The 14,779-nt window shown below is 64.5% G+C and carries 16 protein-coding genes; 9 read left to right on the top strand and 7 right to left on the bottom strand.

Translation table 11 applies throughout. The features are described 5' to 3' along the window. Window positions 1-9: 9 nt before the first annotated feature. Complete coding sequence (locus tag AAG821_RS00775; RefSeq protein ID WP_341908970.1) at window positions 10-801, bottom strand: alpha/beta fold hydrolase; 792 nt, start codon at window positions 799-801, stop codon at window positions 10-12. Further along, window positions 798-1,844 (bottom strand): 2,5-dihydroxypyridine 5,6-dioxygenase, encoded by a 1,047-nt coding sequence (locus tag AAG821_RS00770; protein ID WP_341908971.1) that lies wholly within the window; start codon window positions 1,842-1,844, stop codon window positions 798-800. Before AAG821_RS00770 ends, AAG821_RS00775 begins: the two co-directional genes overlap by 4 nt. 168 nt (window positions 1,845-2,012) lie before the next feature. On the opposite strand from AAG821_RS00770, the gene AAG821_RS00765 reads away from it, so the two are divergent. Genes AAG821_RS00765 through AAG821_RS00755 form a run of 3 tightly spaced genes read left to right on the top strand, consistent with a single transcriptional unit; the run spans window position 2,013 to window position 4,619 of the window. Continuing rightward, window positions 2,013-3,104 carry an NAD/NADP octopine/nopaline dehydrogenase family protein gene (locus tag AAG821_RS00765; RefSeq protein ID WP_341908973.1) on the top strand — a complete coding sequence of 364 codons (1,092 nt, stop codon included), beginning with the start codon at window positions 2,013-2,015 and terminating at the stop codon, window positions 3,102-3,104. After that, window positions 3,101-4,084, top strand: coding sequence for a 3-hydroxybutyryl-CoA dehydrogenase (locus tag AAG821_RS00760; protein WP_341908975.1), 984 nt, complete (start codon window positions 3,101-3,103; stop codon window positions 4,082-4,084). Before AAG821_RS00765 ends, AAG821_RS00760 begins: the two co-directional genes overlap by 4 nt. Before the next feature lie 7 nt (window positions 4,085-4,091). Then, window positions 4,092-4,619, top strand: a complete 528-nt coding sequence (locus tag AAG821_RS00755; protein ID WP_341908976.1) for a MarR family winged helix-turn-helix transcriptional regulator — start codon at window positions 4,092-4,094, stop codon at window positions 4,617-4,619. On the opposite strand, the gene AAG821_RS00750 is transcribed toward AAG821_RS00755, so the two are convergent. From AAG821_RS00750 to AAG821_RS00735, 4 genes are read right to left on the bottom strand one after another with little or no spacing between them, the layout of a single operon-like run. Then, entirely contained in the window at window positions 4,616-5,329 is a 714-nt protein-coding gene (locus AAG821_RS00750) for an ABC transporter permease subunit (RefSeq protein WP_341908979.1), read from the bottom strand. The two genes, AAG821_RS00755 and AAG821_RS00750, sit on opposite strands and share 4 nt — an antisense overlap. Continuing rightward, a complete protein-coding gene (locus AAG821_RS00745) occupies window positions 5,329-6,111 on the bottom strand; it encodes an ABC transporter permease (RefSeq protein WP_341908981.1) in 783 nt (260 codons plus the stop codon). The genes AAG821_RS00750 and AAG821_RS00745 overlap by 1 nt, the downstream gene beginning before the upstream one ends. 2 nt (window positions 6,112-6,113) lie before the next feature. Continuing rightward, window positions 6,114-6,893, bottom strand: coding sequence for an ABC transporter ATP-binding protein (locus AAG821_RS00740; protein ID WP_341908983.1), 780 nt, complete (start codon window positions 6,891-6,893; stop codon window positions 6,114-6,116). Window positions 6,894-6,934: 41 nt separating this feature from the next. Continuing rightward, entirely contained in the window at window positions 6,935-7,915 is a 981-nt protein-coding gene (locus tag AAG821_RS00735; RefSeq protein WP_341908985.1) for an ABC transporter substrate-binding protein, read from the bottom strand. Between the two features lie 446 nt (window positions 7,916-8,361). Here AAG821_RS00735 and AAG821_RS00730 point away from each other — a divergent pair, with 446 nt between their 5' ends. Continuing rightward, complete coding sequence (locus AAG821_RS00730; protein WP_341908987.1) at window positions 8,362-9,120, top strand: sulfite exporter TauE/SafE family protein; 759 nt, start codon at window positions 8,362-8,364, stop codon at window positions 9,118-9,120. Here AAG821_RS00730 and AAG821_RS00725 read toward each other — a convergent pair. After that, window positions 9,117-9,878, bottom strand: a complete 762-nt coding sequence (locus tag AAG821_RS00725; RefSeq protein ID WP_341908989.1) for a DUF2189 domain-containing protein — start codon at window positions 9,876-9,878, stop codon at window positions 9,117-9,119. The genes AAG821_RS00730 and AAG821_RS00725 overlap by 4 nt on opposite strands. 151 nt (window positions 9,879-10,029) lie before the next feature. Between AAG821_RS00725 and ccoN the strand changes: the two genes are divergently transcribed. Genes ccoN through ccoG form a run of 5 tightly spaced genes read left to right on the top strand, consistent with a single transcriptional unit; the run spans window position 10,030 to window position 14,776 of the window. Then, window positions 10,030-11,505 carry a cytochrome-c oxidase, cbb3-type subunit I gene (gene ccoN, locus AAG821_RS00720; protein WP_341908990.1) on the top strand — a complete coding sequence of 492 codons (1,476 nt, stop codon included), beginning with the start codon at window positions 10,030-10,032 and terminating at the stop codon, window positions 11,503-11,505. 11 nt (window positions 11,506-11,516) lie between these two features. Continuing rightward, entirely contained in the window at window positions 11,517-12,242 is a 726-nt protein-coding gene (gene ccoO / locus AAG821_RS00715; protein WP_341908992.1) for a cytochrome-c oxidase, cbb3-type subunit II, read from the top strand. Window positions 12,243-12,249: 7 nt separating this feature from the next. Beyond that, window positions 12,250-12,423 carry a cbb3-type cytochrome c oxidase subunit 3 gene (locus AAG821_RS00710; protein ID WP_341908994.1) on the top strand — a complete coding sequence of 58 codons (174 nt, stop codon included), beginning with the start codon at window positions 12,250-12,252 and terminating at the stop codon, window positions 12,421-12,423. Window positions 12,424-12,425: 2 nt separating this feature from the next. After that, entirely contained in the window at window positions 12,426-13,283 is an 858-nt protein-coding gene (gene ccoP / locus AAG821_RS00705; protein WP_341908996.1) for a cytochrome-c oxidase, cbb3-type subunit III, read from the top strand. Between the two features lie 23 nt (window positions 13,284-13,306). Next, window positions 13,307-14,776: a cytochrome c oxidase accessory protein CcoG gene (gene ccoG, locus AAG821_RS00700; protein ID WP_341908998.1), complete on the top strand. Its 1,470-nt coding sequence runs from the start codon at window positions 13,307-13,309 to the stop codon at window positions 14,774-14,776. Window positions 14,777-14,779: the final 3 nt, after the last annotated feature.

The following is a 14,779-nucleotide window of genomic DNA, read 5'->3' as shown; positions in this document are numbered from 1 at the left end:
ACTCCTGGATCAGGTCGTGGTCGAAGGGGGGCAGACGGTATTCAGGAAACCGAGCACCGCGGCATCGAAGGCCTGCGGCGCTTCGAGATTAGGCAGATGGCCGACACCGGCCAGGCAGACATAGCGGGCACCGGGAATCTTGCCGGCCATACGCCCCATCATCGCCGCCGGCGCGTTGCGGTCATGCTCGCCGGCCAGACACAGCACGGGCACGCGGATGGCCGGCAGGTTGGCGCGCTCGTCGAATTTCACGATGCAGTGCATCGCGGCGCGATAGGTGGCTTCCGAGGTCGATCCCATGGCAGAGATCGCCTGCGCACGGCCGGCCGGATCGGGCTGCGGCCCCATGATGGAGGCAACGATGCTGGGCGCCAGCTCCTGCATGCTGCGGCCGGCATCCAGCGGGCCGAGGCGGTCGGCCAGAAACTGCTTCTGGAAATCGCCGCCCGCATTGCCAAAGGCCGGACTGGTGCCGGACAGCGCCACGGCGCGGTAACCGTCTGGCCGGCGGCGCAGTGCGGTCTGTGCGATCATGCCGCCGAGCGAATGGCCGACCAGCACCGGGCGGTCGAGGCCCAGCCTGGCGACCAGGGCTTCCAGATCCTCGGCATAGGCATCGAAGCTGATATCGCCCACCGGCGGGCGGTTGCCATACCCGGGCAGATCGAGCGCCACGGCAGAAAAACCGGCAGCGGAGAAGCTTTCCAGCTGCGCCTGCCACAGCCGCGCGGCACCGCCGATGCCATGCAGGAAGATGACCGGGATGCCGTTGCCGGCGCGCAGGTAGATCTCGGTTGTCATGCCGCCGGCCTGACCGGAGTGCCCTTGTCGACGACGATGCGGCCATCCAGCGCAATCGTGCAGTTGCGCACCGGCATGTCGAAATGGCCTTCGGTGTAGCGGTTGGCGAATTCGTTGGCGCCGGTCGAGAACAGGAAATTGCCGGCAAAGGCCCGCAGTTCCGTGCCGTTGAAATCGCGCTGGTCATACATCGCCATGGCTTCGTAACGCGCCTTGGGATTGAGGCCCCAGCCGACATGACTGACCGCATAGGCCTCGCGGTCGCCCCAGGCGGCCATGTAGCGGCGCATCAGCTCGGCATCGGTGCCTTCGCCGGCAATGTCGACGACATAGTCGTTTTCCAGCGTCAGGGCGACCGGACGTTCGAGATAGCGCTTGAAGGTAAGGTTGATGTCACCGGCATCGAGCACCAGCTTGCCATTCACCGAACCGGCCTTGGGGAAGGCGACCACGACGCCGCCGGGCCAATGCGCCAGTGTGCCGGGCCGATCGCACCAGCCCCAGACGCCGGCAGTGCGCGCGCCGGCCATGGTCACAGTCAGGTTGGTGCCGGCGGCACTCACCACCGTCATGGTGGTCGCGGCCTTGCAAGCCTTCACCGCGGCTTTGACTTCGGCTTCCAGTGCCGGATCGGGCGCCAGGCGTTCCAGCGCATCGGGATGTTCGTTCGAGATCATCAGCACGCGGGCGCCCTTGCCCAGGATCGCCGGCAGCTCCTTGGCATGCAGCAGGCCTTCGACGGTCAGGTCGAGCACGATGCCGCTGGCCGACAGCGCCGCCACGGCCGGCTCCAGGCCCTGAATGGCCGTGCTGGCGCCGGTGGAGCGCACCGGCACCGGTGCGGTCTGTGCCGGCGTCGGCAGGATGACATGGAAGGGGCGCGCGCCCAGCTGCAGCAGCGCCAGCTCTGTCAGATGCACATTCAGGCTGCGCGACTGGGTCTCCGAGAGGATCGCCGCGGTCTCGCCCGGCGTCACCTTGCAGAGCTTGAGGACTTCCACGAAAGCCGCAATCCACTTGGCTTCGATGCGATCCGCGATCATGGTGCTCGTCTCCCCGAACCTGTACTTTCGGGCTCACGATAGCATGGAAAATTTATATGAAAAAGAATTCTTTTATGATTAAAATAATCAGATATAAGGGCTTATAGCCGGCCGCACGGAAAAGCCGGCCACAGTATAAAAGAGCGGCGACATCCAGAGGAGAGCGGTATGCGGATTGCGGTACTGGGCGGTGGCAACGGATCTTTTGCAGCGGCCGGCGATTTCGCGCTGGCAGGCCATGAGGTCCGCCTCTGGCGCCGCGACAAGCCTGCGGTCGAGGCCCATCGCGCCGCGGGAAACCGCATTACCGTCAAGGATTTCAGCGGCGAGCGCACAGCTGTTCTGGCGGCTGTCACCACCGACATCGCCGCTGCCATCGACGGGGCCGAGCTGATCCTGTGTCCGGCACCGGCCTTCGCCCAGGCTGATATCGCCGCCACGCTAGCGCCGCATCTGACCGATGGTCAGGTGGTGTTCCTGCCACCCGGCACCTTCGGCGCGATGATCTTCGCCAAGGCGGCCTGGGACAGCGGCAACCGCGCCGCCGTTGCCTTCGCCGAGACCGGCACGCTGCCCTGGCTCACACGCAAGCATGGTCCGCATACGGTCGCCATCACCACGCGCGCCAAATACCTGCCGACCGGGATTTTCCCGCGCCACCGTGCGACCCATGCGCTCGCCGTGATGAACAAGGCCTTTCCCGGCGTGGTGTCGGATTGCGGCGATGCGCTGTCGGGTGCGCTGATGAATGCCGGCCCGATCATCCATCCACCACTGATCATGATGAATGCCGGCCCGATCGAGCATTTCGAGCGCTGGGACATTCACAAGGAAGGCACGCAGCCTGCCATCCGCCGTGTCACCGATGCGCTGGATGCCGAGCGCATCGCCATCCGCGTCGCGCTGGGTTACGACGGCCCACATTTTCCGCTGGCCGATCATTATGCCAAGCAGGGTGCGGAATGGATGTATGGTCGCGGCTCGCATGACAAGCTTACCGACTCCGGCGACTGGCGCGAGCATCTGGTGCTGACCGAACATCGCTACATGCTGGAAGACACCCGCATCGGCCTGTCCTTCCTGGCCTCGGCCGGTGCGCTGGCTGGCGTGCAGACGCCGCTGGTGCGCGGCTTCCTCGCCATCGCCTCGGCGATCTGCGGCCAGAATTTCCTTGAAACCGGCCGCACGCTGGCCAGCCTCGGCTTTGGTGCCTATGACAAGGCAAAGCTGCAGGCCCTGCTGCAGGAAGGCTTCCGATGACCGCGCGCATTGCCAGTCTGGGTGCTGGCCGCATGGGCCGCGGCATCGCTGTGGTCTTCGCCTATGCCGGCCACCAGGTCGATCTGATCGATATCAAGACGCGTGCGCCAGAGGATTTCGTCCGCCTCGCTGACGAGGCGGAAGCCGAAATCCGCAACACGCTGGGCGATCTGGCCAAGATCGGCCTGCTGGGTGCAGAAGCCATCGACATCATTGCCGGCCGCATCCATGTGGTGGCGCATGACCAGGCCGATGCGGCGCTGGGCGCGGCCGATATCCTGTTCGAGGGCGTGCCGGAAATCCTGGAGCTGAAGCGCGAGATCCTGGCGCAGGCTTCGGCCCGCACCCGGCCCGATGCGATCATCGCTTCCACCACCTCGACGATCCTGGTTGATGATCTGTCAGGCGCCATCGTGCATCCGCAACGCTTTCTCAATGCGCACTGGCTCAATCCGGCCTATCTGGTGCCGCTGGTCGAGCTCTCGCCCGGCGCCAAGACCGATCCGGCCGTCACCGCCGCGCTGAAGGCCCTGCTGGAATCGATCGGCAAGATCCCGGTGATCTGTGCGGCGCGGCCGGGTTTCATCGTGCCGCGCATCCAGGCGTTGGCGATGAACGAGGCCGCCCGCATGGTCGAGGAAGGCGTGGCCTCGGCCGCCGAGATCGACAAGGCGATCAAATACGGATTCGGCTTCCGCTTTGCCGTGCTCGGCCTGCTGGAATTCATCGACTGGGGCGGCGGCGATATCCTGTATTACGCCAGCCGCTACCTGACCCAGGCCCTGGGCGACCAGCGCTATGCCGCACCGCCGATCATCGAGCGCAACATGCAGGAAGGCCGTATCGGCCTGAAGACCGGCAAGGGCTTCCTCGATTACGACACCCTGGATGTGAAGGCCTACCGCTTGGAACGGCTGGAAGCCTTTGCCATATTGCTGAAGACCTTTGGCCTGGCCCGGCCTCCTGTACTTCCGGATTGATCCCGCAATGGCGAAGCCGCTCAGAGAATCACGTGATCCTGCCACGCGCGGCGGCTTTGCCAGCACCTATCTCGCCTATCTGCTGGCGCGGGCCAGCCATATCGTATCGGAAGAATTCCATCTGGCGCTGAAGAACTGGAAGCTGTCGGTGCCGTTCTGGCGCGTGCTGGCCTCGCTGAGCGATGCCAACGGCATGTCGGTTTCCGATCTCGCCGCCATGACCATCATGAAGCAGCCGCGCATCACCAAGATCCTCGACCGCATGGAGGCCGATGGTCTGGTGGCGCGTCGTGCCGACCGCCATGATCGCCGCCGTGTCTTCATCGACCTGACCGACAAGGGCCGGCGCCGTGTCGCGCCGGCGCTGGCCGCCGCCAAGGCGCATGAAGCCAGTATTCTTGGGCCGCTGTCGGAAAGCGAACGCGCCACCATCAAGCGCGCGCTCGACCTGCTGATCCATTATCGCGAAGATGTCGCGCCAAAAGCCGCCAAGGCGCCGCGCCGCGGCAAGGCGGCGCCAAAAGTCAAGGCTTAGTTTTCGGCCGGGAAGCCGGCCAGCAGCCGCTGCCGCAGCAGGTTGAGTCCGGCATTGAGCAGCAGGCCGAGCACGGAAATGCTGATCAGCGGCACGAACATGTCGACGGTCTGGAAGCTGCGCGAGGCGCGCACCAGCAGATGGCCCAGCCCGTCGGTCGAGGTAATCATCTCGGCCAGGAACACCACGATGCAGGAAATCACCAGGCCGATGCGGCAGCCGGTGAGGATCGAGGGTAGCGCGGCCGGCAGGATCACGGTGAACACGCATTTCAGCGGCGAGGCGCCGGCGGCGCGTGCCGACCAGACCAGTTTGGGTTCCACCGCGAGCGCGCCGAAATAGGTCGCCAGCAGGATCGGGAACAGCGCATCGACCAGCACCAGGGCCACCTTGGGCACCGGCGCCAGCACGCGCACGATCGGCCGCATCATGGCGCCCAGCTGGCGGTTCACCGCCGCGAACACGCCGATCGACACGCCGATCACCAGGGCCAGCAAGAAGCCGCTGAACAGGCGCGCCAGCGTGATGCCGGCATGGCCGAGGAAGGTGGGCGACTGCACCTGCTGCACCAGGCGCCAGAATACCGTGGCCGGTAACGGCAACAGCGATGGTGGGGCCATGCCGCTGACGGCGATGCCATGCCACAGGCCGATCAGCACTACGATCGGGCATAGTCCCAGCAGGATGTCGCGGCTACGCTGCGCCCACATCAGCCGCCTCCCACCGCGAAATCCTGGCGTGGTTCGGACCAGGCGATCAGCAAGAGGCGCAACCGCTCGAAACCGGCATCCAGCACGATGCCGAGCAGGCCGATCACGATGATCATGGCATAGACGGTTTCGTACTGCGCCATGTCGAGCGCGTTGAACAGGATGTTACCGGCGCCGCTCTGGCGCGCAATCATCTCGCTGGTAATCATGGTGATCAGCGCCAGGACCAGGCCGGTGCGGCAGCCGACGAATATTTCCGGCGCCGCCGCCGGCAACACGATGCGGAACAGCCGTGCCACCGGGCCCAGGCCCATGGCGGCCGCCGACCACAGCAGCTTTTCATCGACGGCGCGCGCACCCTGGTAGCTGTGATAGATCACCGGCAGGCTGACGCCGAGAAAGATCACCAGGATCTTCGAGGCATCACCGATGCCGAGCCAGAGCATGATGATCGGCATCAGCGCCGCTTTCGGCACCGGATAGATCACCATCAGCAGCGGATTGGCGGTGGCGGCGACGCTGCGGAAGCGCCCCATCAGCAGGCCGAGCGGAATGGTCACCATAAGCGCGAGGCCAAAGCCCAGCACCATGCGGCGCAGGGAATCGAGGATATGCAGCAGCGATTCACGGTCACCCAGGATGGCGGGCACTTCGCGCAGGGCGGCAGAGGCCGGCGGCAGGCCATTGACCTGCAGCAGCCAGGCGCCAGCCTCCCAGAGTGCCAGCAGGCCGATGCAGGCCAGCAGCGGCGGCACGCCCGGCAGGTAGAGCAACTGCCGCATGTTCAGGCTTGCTCCGGCGGGCTTTCGATCATCCGCTCGATCTCGACGATATATTCCTGGTAGCGGCGGTTGAGCAGAAGATCCGCGCGCTGGCGCGGCCGCGGCAGGTCGATATCGACAATGGCCTTGATGCGGCCGGGCGAGCGCGTCATCACGATCACGCGGTCCGACAGATACACCGCTTCATCTACGCCATGGGTGACGAACAGCACCGTCTTGCGGTCGCGTTCCCACAGGTTCAGCAGGTCATTCTGCAGGGTCGTGCGGGTATGCGCGTCCAGCGCGCCGAAGGGCTCGTCCATCAGCAGGATTTTCGGGTCATAGGCGAGCGTGCGGGCAATCGCCACGCGCTGCTTCATGCCGCCCGACAGTTCCTTGGGATAGAAATTCTCGTATTCGGCCAGATGCACGCGGCGCAGCAGGGCTGCCGCCTTTTCGCGGGCTTCGGCGCGGCCCACGCCCTGCTGGCGCAGACCATACATCACGTTGCCGATTACGGTCTTCCACGGAAACAGCGCGAATTCCTGGAATACCGGGCCGCGATCCGGGCCGGGGCCGGTGACCGGCCGGCCGCCGACTGTGACGGTGCCGCCGGTCGGGGCGACAAAGCCGCCAACGATATAAAGCAGAGTCGACTTGCCGCAGCCCGAAGGTCCGAGGATCGAGACGAACTGACCCTCGGGGATGTCTGCGGAAATGTCCGACAGGGCCAGATGGCGCGCATGCCGGGTGGTGCCGAATTCCTTCGACACCCCGGCAATCTGGATCGCGCTCTCTGACACTGCGGAAACTGGCTCCTTCCTCACAAGACCCGGAGACAGCATCATTGAATGGGCGCCACCATGGTCGGGTGACGCATCGTCGACACATCCAGCTTGCGCGACAGCATGCCGGTCTGGGCATAGATGTCGAGCATGGCCTGCACGCCCTCGAAATTCGGGCGAGCATTCTCGTCGCGGGCAAAGTCGTTCGGCTTCAGCAGATAGGTGTCCAGCACCTCGACCGGGGCCTTGGTCACTTCCGACACCACCTTCAGGGTCTCGGCGCGATTGGCCAGGGCCTTCTTCATGCCGCTGGTGATGTCGCGGATGTAGAGCTTGGCCAGGTCCGGCTTCTTGTCGACGAAGTCCTTGCGGCAGACTTCCATGATATGGACGATATTCTGCTGCTGGTCCGACAATGAGAACAGCTTGCGCAGGCCGCCCTTGGCTTCAGCACGGGCGGCGAACGGCTGGTTCAGCACGCCGACATCGACGCGGCCGCTGCGGATCGCATCTTCCGAGCCGGGGAACCCGGTTTCCACCAGCTTGATATCCTTCTCCATGTCGAGGCCGTTGCGCTTGAGCAGCATGGCCATCGGGCCGAGGATGCCGGAACCGAACACATTGGTACCGACGCTCTTGCCCTTGATGTCGGCGACGGTCTTGATCGGCGAATCATCCTTCACCGCCCAGTAGACCGAGAAGCTGCCCGGCTTTTCCGAGACATGCTGAGCGACGATATAGGTCTGCAGGTTGGCTTCGATGGCGCCCTGGGCGGCCGAGAGCACCGACTGCGTCGAGCAGTCCAGCGCGCCGGCGGCCATGGCCTGCACCATCGGTGCGGTGCCCTGGAACTGCACCCATTCGATCTTGTAGGTCTTGCCCAGATCGGCGAATTCCGTCGGTCGCCGCATCATCCAGTATTTGGATTCTTCCGCCGGGATGGTCCAGCCGACCCGGATGGTTTCCTGTGCCTGGGCGGGCACCGGGAAGACAGCCCATGCCGTAACCGAGGCGAAAACTGCGCAAGCGACCTTTTTCATGCCATTCCCCCTGTTGGAAAATCGTCCAGTAAGATCCCGTTCCCCGCTGCACCGGCTGGCCTTGCACCCGGCCGTCGAACCGACGCCTGAAACACTCAGCTCTTGCGCAGCAGGACAGTGTCTGGCGACACGCTACCACATCGAATAAATATGAAAATACATATTTTCATATCTAAAACATGTTGGCGCTTTTCTGAGCCACTTGCCGAGGTTTTGGCCGCTCCACGCTGTCTTGCGCAGCACGCTGCGCCGTCTGTGCTGCACTGCGCTGCACCATGCCCTGCAGCAGAGGGAGCCGGCAACACAGTGAAAGGGCCGGCCGGGGTTGGCAATCCCAAAAGACCGGGCACGGATATTTCTTTGATCCGGATCAAGGTCGCCTGGTCTCTGCCGGCTATGGTGCACCGATGGTGGACTCCTGGGCGGATTTCCTTTCGGCTTGTACAATGGCGCTGCATGGCAGCGGGCTTGCCGCCTGGCTGCCGGTATCGCATCCGCTCGGCATGCTGCTGCTCGGCCTCGTCGGTGGCGCCGTGCATTGCGCCGGCATGTGCGGGCCCTTCGTGCTCGGCCAGGTCGGCAGCCGTCTGGCGACGCTGCCGCTGGCGCAGGCCACGGTCTTCACCCGCCTGCGTGGCATGGCGCTGCTGCCTTATCATGCGGGCCGCGCCACCACTTACACCTTGCTCGGCGCTGCGGCGGCCGGCCTGGCCGGCGGCGCCGGCCGGCTGACGGTGCAGGGCTATCTGCCGGCGTTGGCGTTGTTGTTTGCGGCCGCGCTGCTGCTGGTGTTCGCCTCGACGCAGCTGATCGCGCAGGGCAGTGGCAGTGGCAGTGGCAGTGGCAGTGGCAGTGGTGCCGCCGCCCTGCGCCACTGGTGGCTTGCGCGGCTGGGTCCGCTGTTCCGCCAGCCGGTCGGCCTGCAGGGTTACGGCCTTGGCCTTGCGCTCGGCTTCCTGCCCTGTGGCCTGCTGTATTCGGCCCTGCTGCTGGCCGGGGCGAGCGGCAGCTGGCAGGCCGGCGCACTCGGCATGGCCGCCTTCACGCTGGGCACCATGCCGGGGTTGCTGATTGTCGGGTTTCTGGGTGCGGCGGCCGGCCAGCGCTGGCGGCGCGGACTGCAGCGCCTGCTGGTGCCGGTCCTGCTGCTGAACGCCGTGCTGCTGATCCTGCTGGCGCTGCGCTGGCTGACGGCGTCTGCCTAACCGACCAGGTCGCGATAGGCATGCCAGCTGGCATGCGCCACCAACGGAAACAGCAGCCCCAGCCCGAAGAAGAAGGTGACGAGGCCGACAAAGGTGAACAGCGCGATCAGGCCGGCCCAGAGCAGCATCGCCTTCGGGTTGGCCAGCACCGCGCGCACGCTCAGCAGGATCGCAGAAATCACATCAATATCGCGGTCCAGCAGCAGTGGCAGCGACACGGCTGAAATGGCAAAGGTCAGCAGTGCGAAGCCGCCACCCATGGCGGTGCCGACAATCAGGAAGGGCAGGTTGACCGGATCGAGCAGGTAGAGCGGAATCTGCCCCAGCGGCGGCGTGCCGCCATGGAAATACAGCACAAACCACAGCATAGCAGCGCGCATCCAGGCGAAGTGCAGCAACAGCAAGACGATGCCGAAATAGGCAATGCGCGGATTGCCCAGGAAGACGTTGACGGTGTCGCGCAGGGTGACGGGCTGGCCCGCTTGCAGCCGCCGGCTGCATTCATACAGCCCGACCGCAATGAAAGGCGCGACCAGCAGGAAGCCGCCGGCCATCGGCAGCACTGCCCAGGTCCAGTCGGCGACCGACAGCACGCCGGCCAGCACCCAGCTCAGCAGCACGATGGTGGCGCCATAGGCCAGGCTGACGGCAGGGGCCGCCACCATGTCGCGCCAGCCCTGTTGCAGCCACAGCCAGGGTTGGTCGCTCGGGATAATGCGGATCTGGGCGGCAGCCCGGGTTTCGGTGTCAGTGCTCATGCGAGCCTCTCTGCGGCATTCGGTCACAGCAACTGCGACATACTGCCCCGATACGGCCCGGCGCCCATTGACCTGCATCAATGTCGTAGTCCGTCGAAATTGCATGATGGCCCCGCGTCGCCAGACCGGCGCATCAGTTTCGGGAGCCCCCATGACGGCCATTGCTGCCAACCAGCCCTATGCGAACCGCACGTTCGAGCCCTATGTCGAAGAGGTGGTTCGCGCCTTCATGATCGCGACGATCTTCTGGGGCGTCATCGCCTTCACGGCCGGTGTCTATATCGCACTGCAACTGGCTTTCCCGGCCCTCAACCTTGGCCTGGAATGGACCACGTTCGGCCGCCTGCGACCGGTGCATACCTCGGCTGCCATCTTCGCCTTCGGCGGCAATGCCCTGCTCGGCTCCTCGATCTATGTCGTCCAGCGCACCTGCCGCGCCCGCCTGTTCGGTGGCGCGCCGATCGGCTGGTTCCTGTTCTTCGGCTACCAGCTGTTCATCCTGCTGGCCGCCTCGGGCTATGTGCTGGGTGTCACCCAGGGCAAGGAATATGCCGAGCCGGAATGGTACACCGACCTCTGGCTCACGCTGGTCTGGGTCGTCTATCTGATCGCCTTCGGCGGCACCCTGATACGCCGCGAAGAGCCGCATATCTATGTCGCCAACTGGTTCTACCTGGCCTTCATCATCACCGTGGCGATGCTGCATATCGTCAACAACCTGTCGATGCCGGTCTCCATCGTCGGCACCAAGAGCTATTCCGCCTTTGCCGGCGTACAGGATGCGCTGACCCAGTGGTGGTATGGGCATAACGCGGTGGGCTTCTTCCTCACCGCCGGCTTCCTGGCGATGATGTATTACTTCATCCCCAAGCAGGCTGACCGCCCGATCTATTCCTACCGCCTGTCGATCGTGCATTTCTGGTCGCTGATCTTCCTCTATATCTGGGCCGGCCCGCATCATCTGCATTACACCGCGCTGCCCGACTGGGCTGCCACGCTGGGCATGGTCTTCTCGATCATGCTGTGGATGCCGTCCTGGGGCGGCATGATCAACGGCCTGATGACGCTGTCGGGCGCCTGGGACAAGCTGCGCACCGATCCAGCCTTGCGCTTCTCGGTCGCTGCCGTCGCCTTCTATGGCATGGCCACCTTCGAGGGCCCGGTGATGTCGATCCGCCAGGTCAATGCGCTCAGCCATTACACCGACTGGACCATCGGCCATGTGCATTCCGGTGCGCTGGGCTGGAACGCCTTCATCACCTTCGGCATGCTGTATTACATCGTGCCGGTGCTGTGGAAGCGCGAGCGGCTCTATTCGATCCGCCTGGTGTCACTGCACTTCTGGATCGCCACCATCGGCATCCTGCTCTACATCACCTCCATGTGGGTGTCGGGTATCATGCAGGGCCTGATGTGGCGCGCCTATGATCATCTCGGCTTCCTGCAGTATTCCTTCATCGAAACCGTGCAGGCGATGCAGCCCTTCTACGTTATCCGTGCCCTGGGCGGCATCTTCTTCCTGAGCGGCTCTCTCATCATGGTCTACAACCTGTGGCGCACGATGCGCGGTGACCTCCGCAACGAGGATGTTCTGCCGCGTTACACACAGCCCGCAGTAGCGGCTTAAGCGAGGCTGTCATGTTCATCAAGCACACCACCATCGAACGCAACACCATCCTGCTCGGTGTACTCACCCTGATCACCGTCGCCATCGGCGGCCTGGTCGAGATCGTGCCGCTGTTCACCATCGAGACCACCATCGAGCGCGTGGAAGGCATGCGGCCCTACTCGCCGCTCGAACTCACCGGCCGCAACATCTACATCCGCGAAGGCTGCTATCTCTGCCACAGCCAGCAGATCCGGCCGTTGCGCGATGAAGTCGAGCGCTATGGCCATTACAGCCTGGCGGCCGAAAGCATGTACGACCATCCCTTCCAGTGGGGCTCGAAGCGTACCGGCCCCGATCTGGCGCGCATCGGCGGCAAGTATTCGAATGAATGGCATGTCGCGCATATGATCGATCCGCGTGCCGTGGTGCCGCAGTCGATCATGCCGTCCTATGCCTTCCTGGCGCAGAAGCCGGTCGATCCGGCCGATATCGCGCAGCACCTCAAGGCTCTGCGCACGGTCGGCGTGCCCTACAGCGACGAAATGATCGCCGCGGCCAAGGCCGACATCGCCGCGCAGGCGGATCCCGATGCCGATACCGATGGCCTGCTGGCCCGCTATCCCAAGGCGGCGGTCGGCGATTTCGACGGCAACCCCGCGCGGCTGACCGAGATGGACGCGCTGGTGGCCTATCTGCAGATGCTGGGGCGGCTGGTCGATTTCGACCGCACGCAGCCCGGCGGCCTGCGTCAGTGAGGGCAGCATGACCACACTTCTCGAACATTACCCCTGGCTGAAGTCGCTGTGGACCGTTTGGTTCTTCGTCGTCTTCGTCGGCCTCATCATCTGGACGATGTGGCCTTCACGCCGCGCCACCTGGGCGGCACGCGGTGAGATTCCGCTGCGCGATGCGCAGCATCTGGCAAAGGATCAGTGAGCATGGCCAAGACTCCGCAGAACCCGAATCAGGGCACGGAAACCACCGGCCATGAATGGGACGGTATCCAGGAGCTGAACAACCCGCTGCCGAAATGGTGGCTGTATACCTTCTATGTCACCGTCGTCTTCGCCATCATCTGGTCGGTGCTCTATCCCAGCGTGCCGGGCTTCCGGTCGTATTTCAGCGGCGTTCTGGGCTACAGCCAGCGCCAGGAAGTGGCCGATAACCTGCAGAAGGCGGCCGACAGCCAGGCGGCCTATCGCACCCGTATCCGCGATGTCTCCATCGAAGAGGTGAAGGCCGACGCGGATCTCTATCGCTTTTCCATCGCCGGCGGCCGCGTGCTGTTCGCCGAGAATTGCGCCGGCTGCCACCAGTCCGGCGGCATGGGCACCAAGGGTTATCCGAATCTGGCCGATGACGACTGGCTCTGGGGCGGCCAGCTGGCCGAGATCGAGAAGACCATCCGCTTCGGCATTCGTGGCATGCATGAGGATACCCGCGTCTCGCAGATGCCGCGTTTCCTCGCCGATGGCATCCTGAAGCCGAAGGATATCGAGGCGGTGGCCGATCATGTGGAGGCCATCGCGGCCGGCCGCACCGCCAGCCCGCATGGCGCCACGGTGTTTGCCGAGAACTGCGCCGTCTGCCATGGCCCGGCCGGCAAGGGCAACCGCGAACTGGGTGCGCCCAACCTGACCGACAAGATCTCGCTCTATGGCAATGACCGGGCGGCGCTGATCCAGACCATCGCGCAGTCGCGCAACGGCGTCATGCCGGCCTGGACCGGCCGCCTGGACGACGCCACCATCAAGATGCTGGCGGTCTACGTACATTCACTGGGTGGCGGTGAGTAGTAAAAGAGGCCAGGGTGAATGCCATGCCGCCAGATGCCCCGATCCAAGCCAGCCCCGTCGCTCGTGACGAGGCTGTGCTCGGCGTCTTCGCGCCATCGCTGTATGCCGACCATGTAAAGGTCTATCCGCGTGCGGTGCGTGGCCCGTTCCGCATGGTCAAATGGGCGGTGCTGGTGCTGTGCCTGGCCGTCTATTACCTGTTGCCCTGGCTGCGCTGGAATCGCGGACCCGATTCGCCGAACCAGGCGCTGCTGCTCGATATGTCGGCACCGCGCGCCTATCTCTTCAACCTCGAGATCTGGCCGCAGGAAATCTACTATATCACCGGCCTGCTGATTCTCGGCGCCGTCGCCCTGTTCCTGGCCACAGCGCTCTATGGCCGCGTCTGGTGCGGCTATACCTGCCCGCAGACGGTGTGGACCGATCTGTTCATGGCGGTCGAACGCTGGATCGAGGGCGACCGCAACGCGCGCATCCGGCTGGACGCCCAGCCGCTGTCGGTCAACAAGCTGCTGCGCAAGACCGCAAAGCATAGCCTGTGGTTGCTGGTGTCGGCGGCCACCGGTGGCGCCTGGATCATGTATTTCCAGGATGCCCCCACCGTCACCCGTGAAATTTTCACCGGCGCTGCGTCGCTGGCCACCTATTTCTTTTTCGGCCTGTTCACGCTCACCACCTATGTGCTGGCCGGCTGGGCGCGCGAACAGGTCTGCACCTATATGTGTCCGTGGCCGCGGTTTCAGGCGGCGATGCAGGACGAACATTCCCTGATCGTCAGCTACCAGGGCTGGCGCGGCGAAACCCGCGGCAAGCACAAGGCCGGCGACAGCTGGGACGGCCGGGGCGATTGTATCGATTGCCAAGCCTGTGTGCATGTCTGCCCCACCGGTATCGATATCCGCAACGGCCCGCAGCTCGAATGCATCGGCTGCGCCCTGTGCATCGATGCCTGCGACGACATGATGCGAAAGGTCGAGCGGCCAGAGCGGCTGATCGACTTCGTGTCGCTGGAGAACATGCAGCGCCGCGCCGAAGGCAAGCCCACGATTCTCAAACTGGTGCGCCTGCGCACGGCGCTCTATGCCGCCCTGCTGGTGCTGGTCGGCGCCGTGATGGTCGTGACGCTGGCCATCCGCAAGGATTTTGTCATGGCGGTGCAGCAGGATCGCGCGCCCCTGCATGTCACCCTGTCCGATGGCAGCATCCGCAATGGCTATTCCGTGCGGGTCACCAACCGCACGCATGACCCGGCCGAGTTGCAACTGGTCGTCGAAGGCCTGGCCGGGGCGCAGATGTTCCAGGCCGGGGCACCGGGCCGTCACGGGGTTCTCAGGCTTTCCGTGCATTCCGATGCCAGCGCCGATCATCATGTCTTCGTCGCCAAGCCCCGGCGGCGCAGCGGCACCGATCTGCAGCAGTTCGATTTCGTGCTGCGTGACGGCGCCGGCCGCGAAGTCGCCCGCATACGCACGCAGTTCGCCGAGCCCCAGTGAGGT

It is taken from the genome of Ferrovibrio terrae (genome assembly GCF_943372915.1).
Classification (GTDB): domain Bacteria; phylum Pseudomonadota; class Alphaproteobacteria; order Ferrovibrionales; family Ferrovibrionaceae; genus Ferrovibrio; species Ferrovibrio terrae_A.
Note: the sequence above shows the minus strand (reverse complement) of the source record. Positions and strands in the feature narration are given on the sequence as shown.